Genomic DNA, 24,303 nt, shown 5'->3' with positions numbered 1-24,303 from the left:
CAATTGATGGAGACACTCGTGAGTACTCAACGCACGCTCGAGGGCGAGTTCGATTACGTGATCGTCGGCGCGGGCACCGCGGGCTGCGTGCTCGCGAACCGCCTGACCGAGGATCCCGAGATCCGCGTGCTGCTGCTCGAGGCCGGCGGCAAGGACGACTATCACTGGATCCACATCCCGGTCGGCTATTTGTATTGCATCGGCAATCCGCGCACCGACTGGCTGTACAAGACGCAGCCCGAGGCGGCGCTCAACGGCCGCGCGCTGTCGTACCCGCGCGGCCGCGTGCTCGGCGGCTGCTCGTCGATCAACGGGATGATCTACATGCGCGGCCAGCGCGAGGACTACGACAGCTGGGCGCAGGAAACCGGCGACGCCGGCTGGTCGTGGGACAGCGTGCTGCCGATCTTCAAGCGCAGCGAGGATCACCACGCGGGCGCGAGCGATGCGCACGGCGCAGGCGGCTACTGGCGTGTCGAGAAGCAGCGGCTGCGCTGGGAGATCCTCGAATCGTTCGCACAGGCCGCGCAGCAGACGGGCATCCCGGCGACCGACGATTTCAACCGCGGCGACAATGCCGGGGTCGGCTATTTCGAGGTGAACCAGAAGCGCGGTGTGCGCTGGAATACGTCGAAGGCGTTCCTGCGGCCTGCGATGACGCGCCCGAACCTGACGGTGATCACCGGCGCGCATGCGCAGCGCGTGATCTTCGACGGGCGGCGCGCGGTCGGCGTCGAATATCGCGGCGGTGGCACCGACTACGTCGCGCGCGCGCGGGCCGAAGTGCTGCTCACCTCCGGCGCGGTGAATTCGCCGCAGCTGCTCGAATTGTCGGGCATCGGCGCGGGCGCACGGCTGCAGGCGCTCGGCATCGACGTCGTGCAGGATCTGCCGGGTGTCGGCGAGAACCTGCAGGATCACCTGCAGTTGCGGATGGCATTTCGCGTCGAAGGCGTGCGCACGCTCAACACGCTGTCCGCGCACTGGTGGGGCAAGCTGATGATCGGCGCCGAATACGCACTGCTGCAGCGCGGGCCGATGTCGATGGCGCCGTCGCAGCTCGGCGCGTTCGCGAAGTCTGATCCGGACGATCCCGCGCTCACGCGCCCCGATCTCGAATACCACGTGCAACCGCTGTCGCTGGAGCGTTTCGGCGAGCCGCTGCACGGCTTCAACGCCTTTACGGCGTCCGTCTGCCATCTGCGGCCGAGCTCGCGCGGCAGCGTGCACATCGCGAGCCCCGATGCGGGCGCGGCGCCGTCGATCGCACCGAACTATCTGTCGACCGACCACGATCGTCATGTCGCGGCGAATGCGCTGCGCCTCACGCGGCGTATCGCGTCCGCGCCGGCGCTCGCGCGCTACCAGCCGGAAGAGATCCTGCCGGGCAAGCGGTACCAGACCGAAGCCGAACTGATCGAAGCGGCGGGTGCGGTCGGTACGACGATCTTCCATCCCGTCGGTACGTGCCGGATGGGGCGCACGGATGACGAGCGTGCCGTCGTCGACAGCCGGCTGCGCGTGCGCGGCATCGCCGGGCTGCGAATCGTCGATGCATCGGTGATGCCGTTCATCACGTCGGGCAACACGAATTCGCCGACGCTGATGATCGCCGAGCGCGCGAGCGACATGATCCGCGCCGATCGACGTGCTGCGCACGACGCGACGCAGGTGCGAACGGAAGCGACGATGACGGCTGCATGACGCCACGCTGACAGGCACGACAGCGGGCCGTCATGCGGGTGCCCGCTGATTCGCTATGCGAAACAAGCCGGCGTGCGGATCGCAACGGATCGACGACACGCAATGCGATCGTGCCGCAAGCCGCGCATTGCGCGCGCCTTCTCGTTGCGCGACGACATGACGCGCGGCGTAACGTGCCCGCGTTCGCGCAGGCACGCGTCGTGCGATTGAGCGACCTTCGATGATGCGCGCGTCAAAAAAAACGCGTCGAAATTCGCGCTCAGCCGCGTGTCATATGGCGGCCAGCCCTATAAGTGCAAATCCCGATGATTGCACTGCACCAACGGCGCGACAATGTTGCGCAGTGTGCATACGCGTCGGCGCGGGAGACCACCCTCGAGGCGTAATTCGGCGCCCGGGGGGCAGCCCGCTGATCCGCGGACCTGTTCGCGGACGCTTCTCGCGAATCTTCCCGGTGCTTCGCCTGACTTCGTACGGAAGGGAACATGATTCTCGGCGACACGATTCTCGAAACACGCGGACTGACGAAGGAATTCAGGGGCTTCACCGCCGTGAACGGTGTCAACCTGCGTGTGCGGCGCGGTGCGATCCATGCGTTGATCGGACCGAACGGCGCGGGCAAGACCACCTGCTTCAACCTGCTCACCAAGTTCCTGACACCGACGGCCGGCCAGATCGTATTCAACGGCATCGACATCACCGACGAGCGGCCCGCGCAGGTTGCACGACGCGGCGTCATCCGCTCGTTCCAGATCTCGGCCGTGTTCCCGCACCTGACCGCGCTGCAGAACGTGCGTATCGGCCTGCAGCGCGCGCTCGGCACCGAATTCCATTTCTGGCGCAGCGAACGCACGCTGAAGCGGCTCGACGACCGCGCGATGGACCTCCTCACGCAGGTCGGCCTCACCGATTTCGCGCAGGTGCCGACCGTCGAGCTCGCATACGGCCGCAAGCGCGCGCTCGAGATCGCGACCACGCTCGCGATGGAACCCGAACTGATGCTGCTCGACGAGCCCACGCAGGGGATGGGCCACGAGGACGTCGATCGCGTGACCGCGCTGATCAAGAAGGTCGCGAGCGGCCGCACGATCCTGATGGTCGAGCACAACATGAACGTGATCGCGGGCATCTCCGACACGATCACCGTCCTGCAACGCGGCGAGGTGCTGGCCGAAGGCTCGTATGCGGAAGTGTCGAAGAATCCGCTCGTGATCGAGGCCTACATGGGCAGCGCCGACGCGGCGCTCGCGGGGGCGCACGCATGAAGCACAGCGAACGGGAGGAACGCGAATTGAGCGGCGTCGAGAGCGGTACGCCCGCGCTGGAGATCACGGGCCTGGAGGCCTGGTACGGGGAATCCCACATATTGCACGGCGTCGACCTGACGGTGCATCGCGGCGAGGTCGTCACGCTGCTCGGCCGCAACGGCGCGGGCCGCACGACGACGCTGCGCGCGATCATGGGCCTCACGGGCCGCCGCAGCGGGTCGATCAAGGTCGCGGGCAACGAGACGATCGGCCTCGCGACGCACCGCATCGCGCATTTCGGCATCGGCTACTGCCCGGAGGAGCGCGGGATCTTCTCGAGCCTGTCGTGCGAGGAGAACCTGATGCTGCCGCCGCCGATCGGGCCGCGCGACCACGCGATGTCGATCGACGAGATCTACACGATGTTCCCGAACCTCGCGTCGCGCCGGCAGAGCCAGGGCACACGGCTGTCCGGCGGCGAGCAGCAGATGCTCGCGGTCGCGCGGATCCTGCGCACCGGCGCGAACCTGCTGCTGCTCGACGAGATTTCCGAAGGCCTCGCGCCGGTGATCGTGCAGGCGCTGGCGCGGATGATCGTCGCGCTGAAGGCGCGCGGCTACACGATCGTGATGGTCGAACAGAATTTCCGCTTCGCGGCACCGCTTGCCGACCGGTTCTACGTGATGGAGCATGGCAGCATCGTCGAGCATTTCCGCGCGGCCGAACTGGAAAGCAAGATGCCCACCCTGCACGACCTGCTCGGGGTGTGACGCCGCCCCGTCTCTCTCGCCGCTAGCCGTGGCGGCTTCGAACAACCACAACGCATCAGAACAACAGGAGACGTCAATGAAAATGAAGACCCTCGCACACGCCTGTCTCGCACTCGCGACTGCCGCGTTCACCACCGGCGCCGCGCAGGCCGCGGATACCGTGAAGATCGGTTTCATCACCGACATGTCGGGGCTTTACGCCGATATCGACGGGCAGGGCGGCCTCGAGGCGATCCGCATGGCGGTTGCCGACTTCGGCGGCAAGGTGCTCGGCAAGCCGATCGAGGTCGTCTATGCCGATCACCAGAACAAGGCCGACATCGCCGCGTCGAAGGCGCGCGAATGGATGGACCGCGGCGGGCTCGACCTGCTGGTCGGCGGCACGAACTCCGCCACCGCGCTCGCGATGAACCAGGTCGCGGCCGAGAAGAAGAAGGTCTACATCAACATCGGCGCGGGCGCCGACACGCTGACCAACGAGCAGTGCACGCCGTACACGGTCCACTACGCGTACGACACGATGGCGCTCGCGAAGGGCACCGGCTCGGCGGTGGTGAAGCAGGGCGGCAAGAGCTGGTTCTTCCTGACCGCCGACTACGCGTTCGGCAAGGCGCTCGAGAAGAACACGTCGGATGTCGTGAAGGCGAACGGCGGCCAGGTGCTCGGCACGGTGCGCCACCCGCTGTCGGCGTCGGACTTCTCGTCGTTCCTGCTCCAGGCGCAGTCGTCGAAGGCGCAGATCCTCGGCCTCGCGAACGCGGGCGGCGACACGATCAACTCGATCAAGGCCGCGAAGGAATTCGGCATCACGAAGACGATGAAGATCGCCGCGCTGCTGATGTTCATCAACGACGTGCACAGCCTCGGCCTGGAGACGACGCAGGGCCTCGTGCTGACCGACAGCTGGTACTGGAACCGCGACGCGGCATCGCGCCAGTGGGCGCAGCGCTACTTCGGCAAGATGAAGAAGATGCCGTCGAGTCTGCAGGCGGCCGACTATTCGTCGGTGACGACGTACCTGAAGGCCGTGCAGGCGGCCGGCACGACCGACTCCGACAAGGTGATGGCCGAGCTGAAGAAGATGAAGATCAACGACTTCTACGCGAAGGGCTTCATTCGCCAGGACGGCAGCATGATTCACGACATGTATCTGATGGAAGTGAAGAAGCCGTCGGAATCGAAGGAGCCGTGGGACTACTACAAGGTGCTCGCCACGATTCCGGGCGACCAGGCATTCGGCACCAAGCAGGAATCGCGCTGCGCGATGTGGAAGTAAGCGCGACATAGCGGCGCGTGGTGGCGGCCGCAGCGATGTGCCCGCTGCGCCGCCCGTGCGCGCGACGGCTTGAACGTTGCGCGCGCAACGAAACTCATTCTGACGGCTAAGTCGATGGAAATCTTTGGCATTCCGTTGCCGGCGATGCTGAGCCAGTTGCTGCTCGGGCTCGTCAACGGCTCGTTCTACGCGATCCTGAGCCTCGGGCTCGCGGTGATCTTCGGGCTGCTCAACGTGATCAACTTCGCGCACGGCGCGCTGTTCATGCTGGGCGCGATGCTCGCGTGGATGGGGCTGTCGTACTTCGCGTTGCCGTACTGGGCGATGCTCGTGCTCGCGCCGCTGATCGTCGGTGCGTTCGGGATCCTGATCGAGCGTTCGATGCTGCGCTGGCTGTACAAGCTCGATCACCTGTACGGGCTGCTGCTCACGTTCGGGCTCACGCTGGTCGTCGAAGGCGTGTTCCGGTCGATCTACGGATCGTCCGGCCAGCCGTACGACGTGCCGTCGCAGCTGTCCGGCGCGACCAATCTCGGCTTCATGTTCCTGCCGAACTACCGCGCGTGGGTGGTCGTCGCGTCGCTCGCGGTGTGTCTCGCGACCTGGTTCGTGATCGAGAAGACGCGCCTGGGCGCCTATCTGCGCGCCGGCACCGAGAACCCGAAACTCGTCGAGGCGTTCGGCGTGAACGTGCCGATGATGATCACGCTCACCTATGGCTTCGGGGTCGCGCTCGCGGCGTTCGCGGGCGTGCTCGCGGCGCCGGTGATCCAGGTGTCGCCGCTGATGGGCCAGCCGATGATCATTACCGTGTTCGCGGTGGTCGTGATCGGCGGGATGGGCTCGATCCTCGGCTCGATCATCACCGGCCTGCTGCTCGGCGTGATCGAGGGCTTCACGCGCGTGTTCTATCCGGAAGCATCGGCCACGGTCGTGTTCGTGATCATGGCGATCGTGCTGCTGTTCCGCCCGGCGGGCCTGTTCGGCAAGGAAAAATGATGCAGAGAAAAGTGCTCTACGGCGTGCTGCTCGCGGCACTGCTCGTCGCGCCGTTCATCGGTGCGTATCCGGTGTTCGTGATGAAGGTGCTCACGTTCGCGCTGTTCGCGGCCGCGTTCAACCTGCTGATCGGCTATACGGGGCTGCTGTCGTTCGGTCATGCGATGTTCCTCGCGACCGCCGGCTATGTGACCGGCTATGCGATCCAGACGCTCGGCTTCACGCCGGAGCTCGGCGTGCTGGTCGGTACCGTTGCCGCGACGCTGCTCGGGCTCGTCGTCGGCCTGTTCGCGATCCGCCGGCAGGGCATCTACTTCGCGATGATCACGCTCGCGTTCGCGCAGATGGTCTACTTCATCTACCTGCAGGCGCCGTTCACGCACGGCGAGGACGGCCTGCAGGGCGTGCCGCGCGGGCACCTGTTCGGGGTCGTCGACCTGTCGAACGACGTCGCGCTCTACTACGTCGTACTCGCGGTGATCGTCGCGGCGTGCGCCTTCATCGTGCGGATCGTGCACTCGCCGTTCGGCCAGGTGCTCGTCGCGATCAAGGAGAACGAGGCGCGCGCGATCTCGCTCGGCTACGATACCGATCGCTTCAAGCTGCTCGCGTTCATCCTGTCGGCCGGGCTCGCGGGGCTGGCCGGTTCGCTGAAGGTGCTGGTGCTCGGTTTCGAGACGCTGTCCGACGCGTACTGGACGATGTCGGGCCTCGTCGTGCTGATGACGCTCGTCGGCGGGATGGGCACGCTGTTCGGCCCGTTGCTCGGCGCGGCGCTGATCGTCGCGCTGGAGGACCGGCTCGGCGACATCGGCGAATGGCTCGCGTCGGCGACCGGCATCGGCTGGTTCCACTCGCTCGGCGAATCGGCGACGATCGTCACGGGGCTGATCTTCATCGCATGCGTGCTTGCGTTCCGGCGCGGGATCGTCGGCGAGATGGTCGCGCGGGTGAAGACGCTCAGGCCGTCCTGATTGCATCGCAGCGGCCGTTGCGGCGCGTTGATGCGAAGCACCATCCGGCGCAGCCGGGAAGGGCGTTTCGGCGGCCTCGCGCCGGTGCCGCGCGGCAAGGCTGGTGCCCCATTTTCGTGCGGCGATGCACCATAGGGGTAAATGCTAAGTTGTCGCAGGGTGAAAGGTCCTTTAATCTTCGTTTCAGTTCTGATGCACCGCGAAACGAATTTGCAGGTGGAGAACGAGGAGACAATCGAGGCACAAAGTGCCCGGACCCCAAAAGCGCTGTTGGACGGAATCCAACAGCGCTTTTTCATTTGGTGCGCGAATTTCCGTTGCTGGTGCAAAGGCGTGCCGCCACATTCTGGCCGACCGCGCTCGCGTCTCATCCCGTCTTCCTCCGTTTTCGTCCTTCCTTCCTGCCGGTCGATCGCCGCTGGCGCGCAGCCACGTGCATTGCCGTCCGGGCTTACCCGGTTGGCGTGCGCAAAAAGCGTCCGTTACACTCAGCTTTCGCCGACCGTGCGGTCGGGAAAACGGTCGGCAGTTCTCCTACAAGCAAAATGCAGAAGAGGGAGTGCGGTTGGATGAGAAGCGCGGGACGATGGATCGGGGTGCAAGGGGCGGCTGGCGCCGCTCGTTCGGGGTCGGCGGTGCACGGACATACCCCGGCGTTCACGAGCCGTCCTGCGGCCGGCATGCGCGTTCCGGTGCGATTTGCCGGCACGACGGTCTCCGCGGTCGTTGCGTTCGCATCCGACGTGTCGTTCGCGTTCGCATGAACGGCCGATTTTTCGATCCTGCATCGCCCGCTTGCGGAGCCGAACCCGGCCCGGCCGGCCGACCTTCCGATGATCGTTGCGTCCGCATCGATCGTGTCTCGCGCAACGTCGCATTTCTCCGGTTGGTTCATCCAGACGACATTACTGCCGCGCATCGTGGCGGTCGCACGACCGTTTCGGAACGCGCCGCGGCGCGTGCGCGCGCGGTATCACCGGGGCTTGATGGCGGTTCAGGCGTTTCACGGGAAAACGAGTGTAGGCGCGGTACGGCGAGATAGTTAAATTATTAACTTGTTTGAGGACCGGGAGCCGCCCGAGCGACCCGCGGATTTTTCGAGCAGCGTTTGGAGACAACGTAAATGAAGATGAATCGATGGATGGAGGTTCTGCTTGCCGCGGGCCTCGTGTGCGCGGCGGCCACGGCGTCGGCGCAGGTGAAGATCGGTGTAACGCTGTCGGCCACCGGGCCGGCCGCGTCGCTCGGGATTCCGGAAAAGAACACGATCGCGCTGCTGCCGAAGGAAATCGCGGGCAAGAGCGTCCAGTACATCGTGCTCGACGATGCGTCCGACACGAGCCGCGCGGTGCAGAACGTGCGCAAGCTGATCGACGAGGATCATGTCGACGCGATCATCGGTTCGTCCGTCACGCCGAATTCGCTCGCGATGCTCGATCCGATATCGCAGGGCAAGACGCCGACGATCTCGCTCGCGGCGAGCGCGCAGATCATCTCGCCGATGGACGCGAAGCGCGCATGGATGTTCAAGGTGCCGCAGAACGACCAGCTGATGGCCGATGCGATCGCCGGCTACATGGCGAAGCACGGCGTGAAGACGGTCGGCTTCATCGGCTTCGCCGATGCGTACGGCGACAGCTGGTACAACACGTTCAATGCGGCTGCCGCGAAGAACGGGCTGAAGGTCGTGTCGAACGAGCGTTACAACCGCACCGACGCGTCGGTGATGGGGCAGGTGCTGAAGCTGATGGGCTCGAATCCCGATGCGGTGCTGATCGCCGGGTCCGGCACGCCGGCCGCGCTGCCCGCCAAGACGCTGAAGGAGCGTGGCTACAAGGGCAAGGTGTATCAGACGCACGGCGTCGCGAACAACGACTTCCTGCGCGTGTGCGGCAAGGATTGCGAGGGCGAGATCCTCCCGGCCGGCCCGGTGCTCGTGACCGACCAGCTGCCCGATTCGAACCCGGTGAAGAAGCCGGCGCTCGGCTACAAGGCCGCGTACGAGAAGGCGTACGGCGCGGGGTCGCTGTCGACCTTCGGCGGCCACGCATGGGATGCGGGGCTGTTGCTGCAGCGTGTGATCCCGGAAGCGCTGAAGAAGGGCCAGCCGGGCACCGAGGCGTTCCGCGAGGCGCTGCGCGCGTCGCTCGAGAGCGTGAAGGACCTGCCCGTGTCGCACGGCGTGATCAACACGACGCCGACCGATCACAACGGCTTCGACACGCGTGCGCGCGTGATGGTGCAGATCGTCGACGGCAAGTGGAAGCTGCAGGCCGAGTAAGCACCACGTGAAACCGGCGGGCGCGGCGCGAACGGCGCCGTGCGCGCCGTCGGCAACGGAGCGGGCCTGACGGGCCGCTCCCGTGCCGCATGGAATCACCGGGGCCCGCCGCGTGGCGCCCGACGCGCCGATTTTGCCGTTCGTGCGCCGCGGCCATTCCCGTCTTTCGTTTCTTCGCAGCATTTTCGATACCCGAAACGTATGGATCTCTCGATTGCGGCGATCCTCGCGCAAGACGGCATCACGACCGGCGCCATTTATGCATTGCTGTCGTTGGCGCTCGTGCTGGTGTTTTCCGTCACGCGGGTGATCTTCATTCCCCAGGGCGAATTCGTCGCCTACGGTGCGCTCACGCTTGCGGCGCTGCAGGCGCAGAAATTTCCCGCCACCTGCTGGCTGCTGTTCGTGATGGGCATCGCGTGCTTCCTGCTGGAAGTCGGTGGCCTGATCCGCCATCGCGAACGCCGTCATCAGCTCGGCCGCACGCTCGCGACGCTCGGCAGCCGCTACGTGCTGCTGCCGCTCGCGGTGTTCGCGATTACGCGCGGCTTTGCCGCGCAGCCGATGCCGATGCTTGCACAAATCGCGCTGACGCTCGCGATCGTCGTGCCGATGGGGCCGTTCGTCTACCGGCTCGTCTATCAGCCGATCGCCGAAGGCACGACACTCCTGCTGCTGATCGTGTCCGTCGCCGTCCATTTCGCGATGGTCGGCCTCGGGCTCGTGATGTTCGGGGCGGAAGGCTCGCGCACCAACGGCTTCGCGGATGCGTCGCTGTCGGTCGGCAGCATGACGGTGTCGGTACAGAGCATCCTCGTGGTCGTGACCGCGCTGGTGCTGATCGGCGCGCTCTACGTGTACTTCGGCCGCACGATCGCCGGCAAGGCGCTGCGTGCGACATCCGTGAACCGGCTCGGCGCGCGGCTCGTCGGCATCGGCACGACCGAAGCAGGGCGGCTCGCGTTCACGCTGGCGGCCGGGCTCGGTGTGCTGTCCGGCATCCTCGTCGGTCCGCTGACGACGATCTATTACGACTCCGGCTTCCTGATCGGCCTGAAGGGTTTCGTCGGCGCGATCATCGGCGGGCTGGTCAGCTATCCGCTCGCGGCCGCCGGCTCGCTGCTGGTCGGCGTGCTCGAATCGTATTCGTCGTTCTGGGCGAGCGCGTACAAGGAAGTGATCGTGTTCACGCTGATCATCCCGGTGCTGCTGTGGCGCAGTTTCGCGACGCCGCACACGGAAGAGGAAGAGGAGTGACGCGATGAAGACGATGGTACGCAACAAGACTTTCTGGGTGTTTCTCGTGGTGCTGTTCGCGCTGCCGGTGCTGCCCGGCGCGCTGCAGGTGCCCGAATACTGGATCACGCTGCTGAACTACATCGGCCTCTACGCGATCGTCGCGATCGGCCTCGTGCTGCTGACGGGCGTTGGCGGCATGACGAGTTTCGGTCAGGCCGCATTCGTCGGCATCGGCGCGTATGCGACCGCATTCCTGACGACGCGCTACGGCGTGTCGCCGTGGCTCGCGCTGATCGTCGGCGTCGTGCTGACGGCGCTCGTCGCGCTCGTGCTCGGTGCGGTCACGATGCGCCTGTCCGGGCACTTCCTGCCGCTCGGCACGATCGCGTGGGGTCTCGCGCTGTTCTATCTTTTCGGAAACCTGGAACTGCTCGGCAAGTACGACGGGATCAACGGGATTCCGGCACTGAACCTGTTCGGCATCGAGCTCGGAAGCGGCCGAAGCCTGTACTTCCTGATCTGGGCCGTCGTGCTGGCCGCGATCGTGTCGGTGCAGAACCTGCTCAACAGCCGGCCAGGCCGTGCGATCCGCGCATTGCGTGGCGGCGGCGTGATGGCAGAGGCGATGGGCGTGAACACCGCGTGGATGCGCGTCGTGATCTTCATCTACGCGGCCGTGCTCGCTGCGGTTTCGGGCTTCCTGTACGCGCACTTGCAGCGCGCGGTGAACCCGACCCCGTTCGGCCTGAACCACGGGATCGAATTCCTGTTCATGGCCGTGGTCGGCGGCGTGTCGCACGTGTGGGGCGCGGTGCTCGGTGCCGCGATCCTCACCGTGCTTCAGGACTACCTGCAGACGCTGTTGCCGAAGCTGCTCGGCTCGGAGGGCAACTTCGAGATCATCGTGTTCGGCGTGCTGATGGTGCTGCTGCTGCAGTACGCACGCCAAGGCGTGTGGCCGTTCGTCGCGAAGCTGTTTCCGCGCGGGCCGCGCGCGCATGTGCCCGACCATGCCGATCCGCTGCCGCAGCGCGCGAAGCCGGTGGCGGGCGAGCCGCTGCTCGTCGTCGACAACGCGCGCAAGCAGTTCGGTGGCCTGGTGGCCGTCAACGACGTCAGCTTCGAGGTGAAGGCGGGACAGATCATCGGCCTGATCGGCCCGAACGGCGCCGGCAAGTCGACCACGTTCAACCTCGTGACCGGCGTGCTGCAGCCGACCGGCGGCACGATCACGTTCCGCGGCGAGCGGATCGACGGGCTCACGTCGCGCCAGATTGTCCGGCGGGGGATCGGTCGTACGTTCCAGCACGTGAAGCTGCTGCCGACGATGACGGTGCTCGAGAATGTCGCGATCGGCGCGCACCTGCGCGGCCATACGGGCGTGTGGCGCAGCATCGCGCGGTTCAATGCGCACGAGGAAGCGCAGCTACTGGCCGAAGCGGCACGACAGATCCGTCGCGTCGGGCTGGAGAGGCACATGTACGACGAAGCCGGCAGTCTCGCGCTCGGCCAGCAGCGGATTCTCGAAATCGCGCGCGCGCTTTGCTGCGATCCGACGCTGTTGCTGCTCGACGAGCCGGCCGCCGGGCTGCGCTACCAGGAGAAGCAGCAGCTTGCCCACCTGCTGCGGCGCCTGAAGGCGGAAGGAATGAGTGTGTTGCTCGTGGAACATGACATGGATTTCGTGATGAACCTCACCGACCGGCTAGTGGTGATGGAATTCGGCACGCGGATCGCGGAAGGACTGCCGCAGGACGTGCAGCAGGATCCGGCGGTGCTCGAAGCGTATCTGGGCGGGGTGGAATGATGGCGGAGACGACGATGCCGATTCTCGACGTGCGCGGCCTGGCGGTGCGATACGGGAAGGTAGAGGCGTTACACGGAGCGGCGATCAAGGTCGGCGCCGGACAGATCGTCAGCGTGATCGGCCCGAACGGGGCCGGCAAGTCGACGTTGCTGAACGCAATCATGGGCGCGTTGCCGGTGACCGGACATGCGACAGGGGCAGTTGTGTACCGTGGCAAGGACGTGGGCGCGCTGCCGGTCGAACAGCGTGTCGCGCGGGGAATGTGCCTTGTGCCGGAAAAGCGCGAGCTGTTCAGCACGATGACGGTCGAGGATAACCTCGTGCTGGGCGCGTATCGCCGCAAGCTCGCAGGCGAGTCGAACTTCCTCGACCAGCTCGATCATGTGTTTGCGCTGTTTCCGCGGCTCAAGGAGCGACGCAAGCAGGCAGCCGGCACGCTATCGGGTGGTGAGCGACAGATGCTCGCGGTGGGCCGCGCGCTGATGGGCAAGCCCGATCTGCTGATGCTCGACGAGCCGAGCCTCGGGCTGGCGCCGCTGATCGTGAAGGAGATTTTTCATATCATCAGCGCGTTACGCGGCACAGGCGTCGCGACGCTTCTGATCGAGCAGAACGCTCGGGCTGCGCTGCAGATCTCGGACTACGGCTATGTACTGGAGACGGGGGAGTTTGCGCTTGAAGGACCGGCGGCGGAGCTGGCGCAGAATCCGCGCGTGATCGAAACATACCTGGGGCTGGTGAAAAAAACGGCTTGATGGGTGGGGCGGTCGGCGGGAAACGTGCGGCGTGTTTCACGTGAAACACGCCGCTTTTGTTTTCCGGGAGAGGGGCGATGCCTCGGCGAATCGGGCGTGGGGATAAGTGCCGGAGCGACATGCAGAAACCCTGTGACGAGAGTGGGGGCCTCATCGCGCCGGGTTGCACAGGGCCGTGAGCGCTGTACGCGTGACAGTGTTCTATCGACATGAGCCAAGCGGCACAGGGGATAAGCTCGGGCAGGTCGATCCGAAATGCTGTGATGGCACAGCGATGGCGGAGGTCGCAAACCACTGCCGGGTGCGCGATTTTGCACAGTATGACGATGTGCGCTGAGGCTGCAGCAGCGCCGCCGAAGCAGGCCGCACGGCACAGCTCGGCCGATCGGGCAAAAAAGTGGCCAAATGAACCGGCCCTACCATTCGGACGGTCTTCGGGTGAAAAGCGAACCCGCTATAATTCGGCCCATACATTTCTCAGATAGGTTCGTGCGCAGTTCTGCGCCCGGAATCCACCATGCTTTTTCCCACAGAATTTGACGTCATCGTCGTCGGTGGCGGGCACGCCGGCACGGAAGCCGCATTGGCATCGGCCCGTATGGGTGCGAAAACACTGCTGCTGACCCATAACATCGAAACGCTTGGCCAGATGAGCTGCAATCCGTCGATCGGCGGCATTGGCAAGGGCCATCTGGTCAAGGAAGTCGATGCGCTCGGCGGCGCGATGGCCGCCGCGACGGACGAGAGCGGTATTCAGTTCCGGATCCTCAATTCGTCGAAGGGCCCGGCCGTGCGCGCGACGCGTGCGCAGGCCGACCGCATCCTGTACAAGGCTGCGATCCGCCATCGGCTCGAGAACCAGCCGAACCTGTGGCTGTTCCAGCAGGCTGTCGACGACCTGATGGTCGAAGGCGATCGCGTGGTCGGCGCCGTCACGCAGATCGGCATCCGCTTCCGCGCACGTGCGGTCGTGCTGACGGCGGGTACGTTCCTCGACGGCAAGATTCACGTCGGCCTGAACAACTACACGGGCGGTCGCGCGGGCGATCCGGCGGCCGTGTCGCTGTCGGCGCGCTTGAAGGAGTTGAAGCTGCCGCAGGGACGCCTCAAGACCGGTACGCCGCCGCGTATCGATGGCCGCTCGATCGACTTTTCGAAGCTGGACGAGCAGCCGGGCGACCTCGATCCGATCCCCGTATTCTCATTCCTGGGCCGTGTAGAGCAGCATCCGCAGCAGCTGCCTTGCTGGGTTACGCACACGAACGAGCGCACGCACGACATCATTCGCGGCGGCCTCGACCGTTCGCCTATGTATACAGGCGTGATCGAAGGTGTCGGCCCGCGTTACTGCCCGTCAATTGAGGACAAGATCCACCGATTCGCATCGAAGGAATCGCACCAGATCTTCCTCGAGCCGGAAGGGCTGACGACCAACGAGTTCTATCCGAACGGGATTTCGACGAGCCTGCCGTTCGACGTGCAGCTCGAACTCGTGCACTCGATGCGCGGCCTCGAGAACGCGCACATCCTGCGCCCCGGTTACGCGATCGAATACGACTACTTCGACCCGCGCGCGCTGAAAGCATCGCTCGAGACGAAGGCGATCAACGGGCTGTTCTTTGCGGGCCAGATCAACGGCACGACCGGCTACGAAGAAGCGGCCGCACAAGGGCTACTGGCCGGTCTGAATGCGGGCCGCTACGTGCAAGAGAAGGAAGCTTGGTGCCCGCGTCGCGACCAGGCCTACCTTGGCGTGCTGGTCGACGACCTCGTCACACGTGGCGTGGCCGAGCCGTACCGGATGTTCACGAGCCGTGCCGAGTACCGCCTGAGCCTGCGTGAAGACAATGCGGACATGCGCCTGACCGAGATCGGCCGCGAATTGGGCCTCGTCGACGACGTGCGCTGGGACGCATTCAGCCGGAAGCGCGACGCTGTTTCACGTGAAACCGAACGACTGAAGTCGACGTGGGTTACGCCGAAGACGCTGCCGCCTGAAGAGGCGACCGCGTTGCTCGGCAAGGCGATCGATCACGAGTACAGCCTCGCCGAACTGCTGCGCCGCCCCGGTATCAGCTACGACGGTGTGTGCGGCCTGAAGGACGGTGAATGCGCGCCTGCAGAGTCGCTGGCCGACGATCCGGTGCTGCTTGAGCAGATCAAGGAACAGGTCGAGATCGGCATCAAATATCAGGGCTATATCGAGCGGCAGGCCAGTGAGATCGAGCGCAACGATGCGAACGAGAACACACGCCTGCCGGACGGTATCGACTACCGCGAGGTGCGCGGCCTGTCGTTCGAGGTGAGCCAGAAGCTGAACGAGTTCCGCCCGGAAACGATCGGCCAGGCATCGCGGATCTCGGGCGTCACGCCGGCAGCGATCTCGCTGCTGATGGTGCACCTGAAACGCCGAGGCCTTGGCCGTCGTAACGGCACCGCCGCAGAGGCGACGGAACAGGGGGGCGGCACCGTCCCGACGCAACAATGACGGCGCGTCGCGCGCCGGCGGTTAATCGGGACGTACTTGAACAGATGCTCGTCGACGGCACGGCCGAGCTCGGCATCGCATTGACGGATGCACAACGGAACCAGCTGCTCGACTATGTCGCGCTGCTCGGCAAGTGGAACGCGGTCTACAACCTGACCGCGATCCGCGACCCGAAGCAGATGCTGATCCAGCACATTCTCGATTCGCTTTCCATCGTTCCGCATCTGCGCGACCGTGCATCGGCGCGCGTGCTCGACGTGGGTTCGGGCGGTGGGTTGCCCGGTATCGTGCTGGCGATCGTCCAGCCGGACTGGCAGGTCACGCTGAACGATATCGTGCAGAAGAAGTCTGCATTCCAGACGCAGATGCGCGCCGAGCTGAAGCTCGCGAACCTGTCTGTCGTCACCGGGCGTGTCGAATCGCTGCAGCCGGGTATCGAAGTGCCGGAAAAATTCGACATGATCGTATCCCGCGCTTTCGCGGATCTATCCGACTTCGTTAAACTTGCTCGACATCTCGTCGCGCCCGGTGGATCGATCTGGGCAATGAAGGGTGTCCATCCGGACGACGAAATTGCACGGTTGCCGGAGGGCAGTCATGTAAAGCAGACGATGCGGCTGGCGGTACCGATGCTCGATGCCGAACGGCATCTGATCGAGGTCACCGTCGACGAAGCGAATTGAAGGCGCGCGGTAGCGCGCCGTTTGTTTGAAGGTAAAGGGAACACACCAACGATGGCAAAGATCTTCTGCGTTGCGAACCAGAAGGGGGGCGTCGGCAAGACGACGACATCGGTCAATCTCGCCGCAAGCCTTGCAGCGCAGGAGCAACGAGTCCTGCTGATCGATCTCGACCCGCAGGGCAACGCGACGATGGGTAGTGGGATCGACAAGGCCGCCTGCGAGTCGACCGTGTACGAAGTGCTGGTCGACGGCGTATCGGTGACGGAAGCGCGCGTGCGTCCGGAAGGCGTCACGTACGACGTGCTGCCGGCCAACCGTGAACTGTCCGGTGCCGAGATCGAGCTGATCAGCATCGATAACCGCGAGCGACGGTTGAAGGGCGCGCTCGAACGCGTGGCCGACGACTACGACTTCGTGTTGATCGATTGCCCGCCGACGCTGTCGCTGCTGACGCTGAACGGGTTGTGCGCGGCGCATGGCGTCGTGATCCCGATGCAGTGCGAATACTTCGCGCTGGAGGGGCTGTCGGATCTCGTCAATACGATCAAGCAGGTTCACGCGAACATGAACCGCGACCTGAAGATCATCGGCTTGCTGCGCGTGATGTTCGATCCGCGCATCACGCTGCAGCAGCAAGTCTCCGATCAATTGAAAGCGCACTTCGGCGACAAGGTGTTCGACGCGGTGATTCCGCGCAACGTGCGCTTGGCGGAAGCGCCAAGTTACGGGTTGCCGGGCGTCGTATTCGACCGCAACTCGCGCGGTGCGCAGGCGTATATCCAGTTTGGTGCCGAGATGATCGATCGCGTGCGCGCGTTCGAGGTGTCGTGATCCGGACATGAGCGAAGCGAGGAAGAAAGACATGAACGCGGTACCAAAGAAGAAGGGCTTGGGACGTGGCCTCGAAGCGCTGCTCGGCGGCAGTGCGGACATCACCGAAGCGGTGAAGATCGAAGGGGCGCCGAACACGCTCGCGCTCGGCAAGCTGCAGGCGGGCAAGTACCAACCGCGGACGCGGATGGACGAAGGCAGCTTGCAGGAGCTGGCGGCCAGCATTCGCGCGCAAGGCGTGATGCAGCCGATCCTGGTACGACCTATTTCATCTGACAAATACGAAATCATCGCGGGCGAGCGGCGTTTCCGCGCGGCACGCCTGGCCGGCCTCGACGAAGTACCGGTGCTCGTGAAGGACGTGTCCGATCAGGCCGCCGCCGCGATGGCGCTGATCGAGAACATCCAGCGCGAGGATCTGAATCCGCTGGAAGAGGCGCACGGTATCCAGCGCTTGCTCGACGAGTTCGGTTTCACGCACGAACAGGCGGCCGAATCGGTCGGCCGCTCGCGCAGCGCGGTATCGAACCTGCTGCGTCTGCTGAACCTCGCAGCGCCGGTGCAGACGATGCTGCTGGCCGGCGACCTCGACATGGGCCACGCGCGTGCGCTGCTTGCGGTCGATGCCGCGACGCAGATCACACTCGCACACCAGGTCGTCAACAAGCGCATGTCGGTGCGCGAGACCGAGAAGCTGGTCGCGCATACGACGAAGGAAGCGCCGGCGGTGAAGGCGCGCGCGAAGGATGACGGCGGCCGCGACACGCGTCGTCTCGAGGAGGAGTTGTCCGACCTGCTTGCGTCGACGGTGAAGATCAAGCTCGGCCGCCGCGGGCGAGGGCAGGTGATGATCGATTTCGGCAACCTCGACGCGCTCGAGGGCATTCTTGCGCGCTTGCGCGGCAACGTCGCGGCCGAAGAATAACGAGGCACGATCGATGGAAAACACGGGCGCACCGGCGCCGCGCCGGTGGCTCGGCTGGCTTTTGCAGGAACCCGTACTAACGGTGCTGGCGCTTGCGCTGGTTGTTCTGCAATGGTTGCGTCCGCAACCAATTGCCGCGCTGGTCGGTCTCGTCGACTGGCAGACCGTCGCGACGCTCGCGGGTCTGCTGATGCTGACCAAGGCGCTCGAGCTGTCCGGGTGCCTGATGTGGCTCGCGCATCGCATCGTGCATCACGTGCATTCCGAGCGCGGGCTTGCGATGCTGCTCGTCGTGTTCGCGGCGGCGCTCGCGATGTGGCTCACCAACGATGTCGCGCTGTTCGTCGTCGTGCCGCTGATGGTATCGCTGCGCACGTTGACGCCGCTGCCGTTCCGGCGGCTCGTGATCGTGGTCGCGCTGGCCGTCAACGCGGGGTCCGTCGCGACCCCGCTCGGCAATCCCCAGAACCTTTTCCTGTGGCAATTGAGCGGCGTGTCGTTTGGCCGCTTCGTCGTCACGCTCGGGCCGCTCGCGCTGGCGTTGATGGCGCTGCTGCTCGTGCTGACGGCGTGCGCGTTTCGCGCGAAGCCGCTCGATCTGTCGGGAGACGTCCAGGCCGTTCCCGTGCAGCGCATGCATGCGTTGCTCGCGGCGGTGCTGTTCGGTGCGTTCGTGCTGCTTGCCGATGCGCACAATCCCGTGCCGGGTCTGATCGCCGTCGTGATCGCGCTGCTGGTGGCGAGACGTGACGCGGTCCTGAAGATCGACTGGCTGCTGCTGCTGATCTTCGTGCTGATGTTCGTCGTGCTGCGCAGCGCGGCTGCGCTGCCGGTCGTCCACGATGCGATCGCGCGAACCCATCTCGATTCGCCGCTGCGTGTGTTCGCAGCGGGCGCGGTGGTGTCACAGGGAATCAGCAACGTGCCGGCGGCGATCCTGCTGTCGGAATTCACGCGCGACTGGCGGGCGCTCGCGTTCGGCGTATCGGTCGGCGGCTTCGGGTTCGCGATCGGTTCGCTCGCGAACCTGATCGCGGTGCGTCTTGCGAAGGAGCCTCGCATGTGGCTGCCGTTTCACCTCGTGTCGATTCCGTTCGCGATCCTGAGCGCGGCGCTGGGTGCGTGGTTGCTCGTTCACGGCTGAGCGATGCGGATCAGTGCGGCTTATGCATGTCGCAAGCGTGGCGGGGAGGGCGCACAGCGTTCCTGGTCGTTGCGAAGGCGGTCCTGTTGATAAGTGTTGTGCCACCACAGTCGAACGACTGTGGTGGCACAACAACTGATTGCAGGCATAGGCGTGTTCACGTTCAAGCGCATTTCGCGCATCGCGCTCGACGTGGCGGTCACAGTGCTTCCTCTGTTACCCGTCGCCGCGTCGGGTCATTTCCCGTGATCGCGTCACAGCAGGATTTCTGCTGCGATCACGTCGCGCCGGTGTCGCCCGCACCAGACTTCGTTGTCACCTCATTTCATCGCGACCGCGCTTTTTCGGGCAAGAAATGCCGGCGCAAAAAGCCGACCTTACAACTGTCATCGTACGTCATCGACGCGCGCGCTTTTTCACATCATGAGGCGTCGTTTTACGCAGGTTTTTGTCGCGTCTAAAGCCTTGAATCACCTGCAACTATCGCTTACAATCGCCCGGATTTGTTAGCTAGGCACCCCTGAAAGCTTTCAGAAAGCTTGGGGCCGGGTTCAAGGATTTTGCGGAAGATTGCGATGGCGGGTCAGGCGCCGAACGACAGGCACGATGATCACCGAGCGCAACGCACCGCTTCAGCGGCCGGCGAGCGGCGCGAGCCCGATGGCGACGACTGGGATGCCGAGCTGCAAGATAACAACATCGTTCCGCTCACGCGGACGGAAGCCGAGAGGCTGTTCGGTTCGAACGTGAGCAAGCCGCCGCGCGTAACCCCCTACAAGGTGGTGATCGCGCAGGTGGTCTTGTCCCTGGTTGCAACGCTGGCGTGGTGGCTGTTTTCGAAGTCGCCGGGCGCCGCTGCGCAATCCGCGTTTCTGGGCGGGGCGATCGGCTGGGTGCCAAGCGCGTTGTTCGTGGCACGACTGAAGGCAGGTGGTTCGGCCACCGTGATGAGCTGGGTGATGGGCGAAGCCCTGAAGCTCGGCGTGACGATCGGGATGTTTGCCGCAGTGGCGTACGGCTATGCCGGCGTGCATTGGCCGGCGCTCCTCGTCACCTACCTCGTCGTGCTGAAGACGTACTGGATCGCGCTGGCCTGGCGGTAAGCAACAAGCAGCGTGCGGTTTCGACAATGAACCGCACCGGCCCGTTCCCGCAATAGCGTATTGCGGAACGGGGCAAAACGATTTTCGACAATTTGGGTGGCATTAACGATATGGCAGCTAGCGAAGGCACGCGCGGTCCGGATCCGTCCGAGTACATTGCGCACCACTTGCAGAATTTCTCCACCTCGCATCAGACGTCGATTTTCGACATCCACGTCTGGAACCTCGACACGCTGTTCTGGTCGATCGTGTGCGGTATCGTGACGATCGTCCTGCTGCGTCTGGCCGCCCGCAAGGCGACCTCGGGCGTGCCGGGCCGTTTCCAGTGTGCGATCGAGATGCTCGTCGAAATGGTCGAGGATCAATCGAAGGCCATCGTCCACGGCAACCGCACCTTCATCGCTCCGCTCGCCCTCACGGTGTTCGTGTGGGTCGCGCTGATGAACTCCCTCGACTTCCTCCCCGTCGACCTGCCGGGCCGCGTCATCGGCCTGCTCGGTCTGTCGGACGTGATTTCCCACCATCGCATCGTCCCGACGGCCGACCTGAACGGCACGCTCGGCATCGCGCTCGGCGTGTTCGTCCTGATGATCTACTACAGCATCAAGATCAAGGGCGTGGGCGGCTTTGTGCATGAGCTGCTGTCGGCCCCGTTCGGCGCGCACCCGCTGCTGTGGATCCCGAACCTCGCGTTGAACATCGTCGAATATCTCGCAAAGACCGTTTCCCTCGGCATGCGGCTGTTCGGCAACATGTACGCGGGTGAGCTGTTGTTCCTGTTGATCGCCCTGCTCGGCAGCATGTGGAGCTTCGGTGGCGACGCAACGTTCCTCGGCTTCGTTGGTCACGTGATCGCGGGTAGCGTCTGGGCAATCTTCCACATCCTGATTGTTCTGTTGCAGGCATTCATTTTCATGATGCTGACGCTGGTGTATCTCGGCCAGGCGCACGACAAGCACTAAGCGCGGCGTGCAAAAAAGAGTTTCCGTTTTAGTTTTTTAAATCTCAGTTCCAAGTCTTTTCACAAAGGAGTGATCATGCAAGCTTACATCGCCAACATCCAGGGTCTGACCGCCATCGGTATCGGCATCATCATCGGCCTGGGTGCAATCGGCGCCTGTATCGGTATCGCGCTGATGGGTGGCAAGTACATCGAAGCCTGCGCACGTCAGCCGGAACTCATCAACCCGCTGCAAACGAAGATGTTCCTGCTGGCCGGCCTGATCGACGCTGCATTCCTGATCGGCGTTGGTGTCGCAATGCTGTTCGCGTTCGCGAACCCGCTCCTGTCGAAGCTCGCAGGCTAAGGTTCCTCGGAAATATGCGCCCGGCGTGAGCCGGCGCAGGGCGGAACGGAGACTTGGGGCGCTGATCGAATGCAACTCGATGAGCGCCTTACCGTTTCATTTTTCCGGAATAGCAGATAAGGAAACACCGTGAATCTCAACGCAACTCTGTTTGCGCAAATGGTCGTGTTCCTGGTCCTCGCGTGGTTCACGATGAAATTCGTGTGGCCGCCGTTGATCAACGCCCTCGACGAACGTTCGAAGAAGATCGCCGACGGCCTCGCCGCCGCGGAGAAGGGCAAGGCGGAACTCGACGCAGCGCACAAGCGCGTGGACCAGGAACTCGCGCAGGCCCGCAACGACGGCCAGCAGCGCATCGCCGACGCTGAAAAGCGTGCACAGGCGGTCGCCGAGGAAATCAAGGCCAACGCCCAGGCTGAAGCCGCCCGCATCGTCGCCCAGGCGAAAGCGGAAGCAGAACAGCAAATCGTGAAGGCGCGCGAAGCGCTGCGTGGCGAAGTCGCCGCGCTGGCCGTGAAGGGCGCCGAGCAGATCCTGAAGCGCGAAGTCGATCAAACGGCCCACGCCCAACTGCTGAATCAACTGAAAGCCGAGCTCTGATCATGGCCGAACTTGCAACCATCGCCCGCCCTTACGCAGAAGCGCTGTTCCGCGTGGCCGAGGGAGGTGACATCGCCGCCTGGTCCACGCTCGTGCAAGAGCTGGCCCAGGTTGCGCGTCTGCCGGAAGTGCTGTCGGTCGCGTCGAGCCCGAAGGTGACGCGCACGCAAGTGGCCGAGCTGCTGCTTGCTGCGGTGAAGTCGCCGGTCGCGGCTGGCGCCGAAGCGAAGAACTTCGTGCAGATGCTGGTCGACAATCATCGCATCGCGCTGCTGCCGGAAATCGCCGAGCAGTTCGAGGCGCTCAAGAACGAACGCGAAGGTGCAGCCGACGCCGAGATCGTGAGCGCGTTCCCGCTGAACGGCGCGGATCTCGAAAGCCTCGTCTCTGGCCTCGAACGCAAGTTCAAGCGCAAGCTGAAGCCGACGGTCGAAGTCGATTCGTCGCTGATCGGCGGCGTGCGCGTGACGGTCGGCGACGAAGTGCTCGACACCTCGGTTCGCGCGCGCCTCGCATCGATGCAGGCTGCCTTGACCGCCTGAGCGCCACGCCGGCACGCAACAGAATTGACTATCAGGAGCGAATAATGCAACTCAATCCCTCTGAGATCAGCGAGCTGATCAAGAGCCGGATCCAGGGCCTTGAAGCGAGCGCAGACGTTCGCAACCAGGGCACCGTGATCTCCGTGACCGACGGTATCGTGCGCATCCACGGCCTGTCGGACGTGATGCAGGGCGAAATGCTCGAGTTTCCGGGCAACACGTTCGGCCTCGCGCTGAACCTCGAGCGCGACTCGGTCGGCGCGGTGATTCTCGGCGAATACGAACACATCTCGGAAGGCGACGTCGTCAAGACGACGGGCCGCATTCTGGAAGTCCCGGTTGGTCCGGAACTCGTCGGCCGCGTGGTCGACGCGCTCGGCAACCCGATCGACGGCAAGGGCCCGGTCAACGCGAAGCTGACCGACGCGATCGAAAAGATCGCCCCGGGCGTGATCTGGCGTAAGTCGGTGTCGCAGCCGGTGCAGACGGGCATCAAGTCGATCGACGCGATGGTGCCGATCGGCCGTGGCCAGCGTGAGCTGATCATCGGCGACCGTCAGTGCGGCAAGACCGCGGTGGCGCTCGACGCGATCATCAACCAGAAGGGCAAGGACCTGATCTGTATCTACGTCGCGATCGGCCAGAAGGCTTCGTCGATCATGAACGTGGTTCGCAAGCTCGAAGAAACGGGCGCGATGGAATACACGATCGTCGTCGCCGCTACGGCTTCGGATTCGGCAGCGATGCAGTATCTCGCACCGTACGCCGGCTGCACGATGGGCGAATACTTCCGCGACCGCGGCCAGGACGCGCTGATCATTTACGACGACTTGACCAAGCAAGCTTGGGCATACCGTCAGATCTCGCTGCTGCTGCGCCGCCCGCCGGGCCGTGAAGCATATCCGGGCGACGTGTTCTATCTGCACTCGCGTCTGCTCGAGCGTGCTGCTCGCGTGTCGGAAGAGTACGTCGAGAAGTTCACGAACGGCGAAGTGAAGGGCAAGAGCGGCTCGCTGACGGCACTGCCGGTCATCGAAACGCAGGCTGGCGACGTGACCGCGTTCGTTCCGACGAACGTGATCTCGATTACCGACGGCCAGATCTTCCTGGAAACCGACCTGTTCAACGCAGGCATCCGCCCGGCAATCAACGCCGGCGTGTCGGTGTCGCGAGTCGGTGGCGCCGCTCAGACGAAGGTCGTGAAGAAGCTGTCGGGCGGTATCCGTACCGACCTCGCGCAGTACCGTGAACTGGCCGCATTCGCGCAGTTCGCATCGGACCTCGACGAAGCGACCCGCAAGCAGCTCGAGCGCGGCCGCCGCGTGACGGAACTGCTGAAGCAGCCGCAGTACCAGCCGCTGCAGGTTTGGGAACTGGCCGTGTCGCTGTACGCCGCGAACAACGGCTACCTCGACGACCTCGACGTGAAGCAAGTGCTGCCGTTCGAGAAGGGCCTGCGCGACAACCTGAAGACCAGCCACGCTGACCTCATCAAGCGCATCGAAGACACCAAGGATCTCTCGAAGGACGACGAAGGCGCGCTGCGCGCGGCGATCGAATCCTTCAAGAAGTCGGGTGCCTATTGATCCGCGAGTGACACACTGAGGCCGCGCGGGTGCTGATGCGCC

General features: G+C 64.4%; 22 protein-coding genes. All 22 read left to right on the top strand.

What is annotated here, in order from left to right; genetic code table 11:
• The first annotated feature begins 18 nt into the window (after nt 1-18).
• The 22 genes from BTE28158_RS18645 to atpA all read left to right on the top strand — a co-directional run bounded on the left by BTE28158_RS18645 (nt 19) and on the right by atpA (nt 24,261).
• On the top strand, nt 19-1,704 hold the full coding sequence (locus BTE28158_RS18645) for a GMC family oxidoreductase (RefSeq protein WP_151049193.1): 1,686 nt from the start codon (nt 19-21) through the stop codon (nt 1,702-1,704).
• Nucleotides 1,705-2,189: 485 nt separating this feature from the next.
• Nucleotides 2,190-2,969 carry an ABC transporter ATP-binding protein gene (locus BTE28158_RS18640; protein WP_059602111.1) on the top strand — a complete coding sequence of 260 codons (780 nt, stop codon included), beginning with the start codon at nt 2,190-2,192 and terminating at the stop codon, nt 2,967-2,969.
• Nucleotides 2,966-3,721 (top strand): ABC transporter ATP-binding protein, encoded by a 756-nt coding sequence (locus BTE28158_RS18635; RefSeq protein ID WP_124902807.1) that lies wholly within the window; start codon nt 2,966-2,968, stop codon nt 3,719-3,721. Before BTE28158_RS18640 ends, BTE28158_RS18635 begins: the two co-directional genes overlap by 4 nt.
• A gap of 76 nt (nt 3,722-3,797) precedes the next feature.
• Nucleotides 3,798-4,997 carry an ABC transporter substrate-binding protein gene (locus BTE28158_RS18630; RefSeq protein ID WP_151049191.1) on the top strand — a complete coding sequence of 400 codons (1,200 nt, stop codon included), beginning with the start codon at nt 3,798-3,800 and terminating at the stop codon, nt 4,995-4,997.
• A 114-nt stretch (nt 4,998-5,111) separates the two neighbouring features.
• The gene (locus tag BTE28158_RS18625) at nt 5,112-5,996 is read left to right on the top strand and encodes a branched-chain amino acid ABC transporter permease (RefSeq protein ID WP_059602103.1); all 885 of its coding nucleotides are present in this window, start codon (nt 5,112-5,114) and stop codon (nt 5,994-5,996) included.
• Nucleotides 5,996-6,970 carry a branched-chain amino acid ABC transporter permease gene (locus tag BTE28158_RS18620; RefSeq protein ID WP_170296431.1) on the top strand — a complete coding sequence of 325 codons (975 nt, stop codon included), beginning with the start codon at nt 5,996-5,998 and terminating at the stop codon, nt 6,968-6,970. Before BTE28158_RS18625 ends, BTE28158_RS18620 begins: the two co-directional genes overlap by 1 nt.
• A gap of 1,123 nt (nt 6,971-8,093) precedes the next feature.
• Nucleotides 8,094-9,251, top strand: a complete 1,158-nt coding sequence (locus BTE28158_RS18615; RefSeq protein WP_059602101.1) for an ABC transporter substrate-binding protein — start codon at nt 8,094-8,096, stop codon at nt 9,249-9,251.
• Nucleotides 9,252-9,452: 201 nt separating this feature from the next.
• Nucleotides 9,453-10,508, top strand: a complete 1,056-nt coding sequence (locus BTE28158_RS18610) for a branched-chain amino acid ABC transporter permease (RefSeq protein ID WP_059682658.1) — start codon at nt 9,453-9,455, stop codon at nt 10,506-10,508.
• 4 nt (nt 10,509-10,512) lie between these two features.
• Entirely contained in the window at nt 10,513-12,297 is a 1,785-nt protein-coding gene (locus tag BTE28158_RS18605; RefSeq protein WP_059602095.1) for a branched-chain amino acid ABC transporter ATP-binding protein/permease, read from the top strand.
• Complete coding sequence (locus BTE28158_RS18600; RefSeq protein ID WP_059602253.1) at nt 12,297-13,052, top strand: ABC transporter ATP-binding protein; 756 nt, start codon at nt 12,297-12,299, stop codon at nt 13,050-13,052. Before BTE28158_RS18605 ends, BTE28158_RS18600 begins: the two co-directional genes overlap by 1 nt.
• A gap of 517 nt (nt 13,053-13,569) precedes the next feature.
• Nucleotides 13,570-15,540, top strand: coding sequence for a tRNA uridine-5-carboxymethylaminomethyl(34) synthesis enzyme MnmG (mnmG, locus tag BTE28158_RS18595; RefSeq protein ID WP_151049189.1), 1,971 nt, complete (start codon nt 13,570-13,572; stop codon nt 15,538-15,540).
• Nucleotides 15,537-16,223, top strand: coding sequence for a 16S rRNA (guanine(527)-N(7))-methyltransferase RsmG (rsmG, locus tag BTE28158_RS18590; RefSeq protein ID WP_151049187.1), 687 nt, complete (start codon nt 15,537-15,539; stop codon nt 16,221-16,223). The genes mnmG and rsmG overlap by 4 nt, the downstream gene beginning before the upstream one ends.
• A 51-nt stretch (nt 16,224-16,274) precedes the next feature.
• The gene (locus BTE28158_RS18585; RefSeq protein WP_059602087.1) at nt 16,275-17,054 is read left to right on the top strand and encodes a ParA family protein; all 780 of its coding nucleotides are present in this window, start codon (nt 16,275-16,277) and stop codon (nt 17,052-17,054) included.
• Between the two features lie 31 nt (nt 17,055-17,085).
• Nucleotides 17,086-17,979 (top strand): ParB/RepB/Spo0J family partition protein, encoded by an 894-nt coding sequence (locus tag BTE28158_RS18580; RefSeq protein ID WP_059682910.1) that lies wholly within the window; start codon nt 17,086-17,088, stop codon nt 17,977-17,979.
• Between the two features lie 13 nt (nt 17,980-17,992).
• Nucleotides 17,993-19,123 carry an SLC13 family permease gene (locus tag BTE28158_RS18575; protein ID WP_124902795.1) on the top strand — a complete coding sequence of 377 codons (1,131 nt, stop codon included), beginning with the start codon at nt 17,993-17,995 and terminating at the stop codon, nt 19,121-19,123.
• Nucleotides 19,124-19,246: 123 nt separating this feature from the next.
• The gene (locus BTE28158_RS32800) at nt 19,247-19,372 is read left to right on the top strand and encodes a hypothetical protein (protein WP_275404634.1); all 126 of its coding nucleotides are present in this window, start codon (nt 19,247-19,249) and stop codon (nt 19,370-19,372) included.
• A 326-nt stretch (nt 19,373-19,698) separates the two neighbouring features.
• The gene (locus BTE28158_RS18570) at nt 19,699-20,226 is read left to right on the top strand and encodes an ATP synthase subunit I (RefSeq protein WP_151049183.1); all 528 of its coding nucleotides are present in this window, start codon (nt 19,699-19,701) and stop codon (nt 20,224-20,226) included.
• Nucleotides 20,227-20,336: 110 nt separating this feature from the next.
• Nucleotides 20,337-21,188 (top strand): F0F1 ATP synthase subunit A, encoded by an 852-nt coding sequence (gene atpB / locus BTE28158_RS18565; protein ID WP_059602078.1) that lies wholly within the window; start codon nt 20,337-20,339, stop codon nt 21,186-21,188.
• Between the two features lie 75 nt (nt 21,189-21,263).
• Nucleotides 21,264-21,533 carry a F0F1 ATP synthase subunit C gene (gene atpE / locus BTE28158_RS18560; RefSeq protein WP_006482730.1) on the top strand — a complete coding sequence of 90 codons (270 nt, stop codon included), beginning with the start codon at nt 21,264-21,266 and terminating at the stop codon, nt 21,531-21,533.
• Between the two features lie 129 nt (nt 21,534-21,662).
• Entirely contained in the window at nt 21,663-22,133 is a 471-nt protein-coding gene (locus BTE28158_RS18555; RefSeq protein WP_006477283.1) for a F0F1 ATP synthase subunit B, read from the top strand.
• A gap of 2 nt (nt 22,134-22,135) precedes the next feature.
• Nucleotides 22,136-22,675: a F0F1 ATP synthase subunit delta gene (locus BTE28158_RS18550; RefSeq protein ID WP_014895498.1), complete on the top strand. Its 540-nt coding sequence runs from the start codon at nt 22,136-22,138 to the stop codon at nt 22,673-22,675.
• A 44-nt stretch (nt 22,676-22,719) separates the two neighbouring features.
• The gene (gene atpA, locus BTE28158_RS18545) at nt 22,720-24,261 is read left to right on the top strand and encodes a F0F1 ATP synthase subunit alpha (protein WP_059602075.1); all 1,542 of its coding nucleotides are present in this window, start codon (nt 22,720-22,722) and stop codon (nt 24,259-24,261) included.
• Nucleotides 24,262-24,303: the final 42 nt, after the last annotated feature.

The organism is Burkholderia diffusa, assembly GCF_902499115.1.
GTDB lineage: Bacteria > Pseudomonadota > Gammaproteobacteria > Burkholderiales > Burkholderiaceae > Burkholderia > Burkholderia diffusa.
Note: the sequence above shows the minus strand (reverse complement) of the source record. Positions and strands in the feature narration are given on the sequence as shown.

What these genes read in the sequence shown, in the direction of transcription:
- BTE28158_RS18640 (WP_059602111.1), top strand. Translation starts at nt 2,190, where the DNA reads ATGATTCTCGGCGACACGATTCTCGAAACACGCGGACTGACGAAGGAA.
- BTE28158_RS18635 (WP_124902807.1), top strand. Translation starts at nt 2,966, where the DNA reads ATGAAGCACAGCGAACGGGAGGAACGCGAATTGAGCGGCGTCGAGAGC.
- BTE28158_RS18630 (WP_151049191.1), top strand. Translation starts at nt 3,798, where the DNA reads ATGAAAATGAAGACCCTCGCACACGCCTGTCTCGCACTCGCGACTGCC.
- BTE28158_RS18625 (WP_059602103.1), top strand. Translation starts at nt 5,112, where the DNA reads ATGGAAATCTTTGGCATTCCGTTGCCGGCGATGCTGAGCCAGTTGCTG.
- BTE28158_RS18620 (WP_170296431.1), top strand. Translation starts at nt 5,996, where the DNA reads ATGCAGAGAAAAGTGCTCTACGGCGTGCTGCTCGCGGCACTGCTCGTC.
- BTE28158_RS18615 (WP_059602101.1), top strand. Translation starts at nt 8,094, where the DNA reads ATGAAGATGAATCGATGGATGGAGGTTCTGCTTGCCGCGGGCCTCGTG.
- BTE28158_RS18610 (WP_059682658.1), top strand. Translation starts at nt 9,453, where the DNA reads ATGGATCTCTCGATTGCGGCGATCCTCGCGCAAGACGGCATCACGACC.
- BTE28158_RS18605 (WP_059602095.1), top strand. Translation starts at nt 10,513, where the DNA reads ATGAAGACGATGGTACGCAACAAGACTTTCTGGGTGTTTCTCGTGGTG.
- BTE28158_RS18600 (WP_059602253.1), top strand. Translation starts at nt 12,297, where the DNA reads ATGGCGGAGACGACGATGCCGATTCTCGACGTGCGCGGCCTGGCGGTG.
- mnmG (WP_151049189.1), top strand. Translation starts at nt 13,570, where the DNA reads ATGCTTTTTCCCACAGAATTTGACGTCATCGTCGTCGGTGGCGGGCAC.
- rsmG (WP_151049187.1), top strand. Translation starts at nt 15,537, where the DNA reads ATGACGGCGCGTCGCGCGCCGGCGGTTAATCGGGACGTACTTGAACAG.
- BTE28158_RS18585 (WP_059602087.1), top strand. Translation starts at nt 16,275, where the DNA reads ATGGCAAAGATCTTCTGCGTTGCGAACCAGAAGGGGGGCGTCGGCAAG.
- BTE28158_RS18580 (WP_059682910.1), top strand. Translation starts at nt 17,086, where the DNA reads ATGAACGCGGTACCAAAGAAGAAGGGCTTGGGACGTGGCCTCGAAGCG.
- BTE28158_RS18575 (WP_124902795.1), top strand. Translation starts at nt 17,993, where the DNA reads ATGGAAAACACGGGCGCACCGGCGCCGCGCCGGTGGCTCGGCTGGCTT.
- BTE28158_RS18570 (WP_151049183.1), top strand. Translation starts at nt 19,699, where the DNA reads ATGGCGGGTCAGGCGCCGAACGACAGGCACGATGATCACCGAGCGCAA.
- atpB (WP_059602078.1), top strand. Translation starts at nt 20,337, where the DNA reads ATGGCAGCTAGCGAAGGCACGCGCGGTCCGGATCCGTCCGAGTACATT.
- atpE (WP_006482730.1), top strand. Translation starts at nt 21,264, where the DNA reads ATGCAAGCTTACATCGCCAACATCCAGGGTCTGACCGCCATCGGTATC.
- BTE28158_RS18550 (WP_014895498.1), top strand. Translation starts at nt 22,136, where the DNA reads ATGGCCGAACTTGCAACCATCGCCCGCCCTTACGCAGAAGCGCTGTTC.
- atpA (WP_059602075.1), top strand. Translation starts at nt 22,720, where the DNA reads ATGCAACTCAATCCCTCTGAGATCAGCGAGCTGATCAAGAGCCGGATC.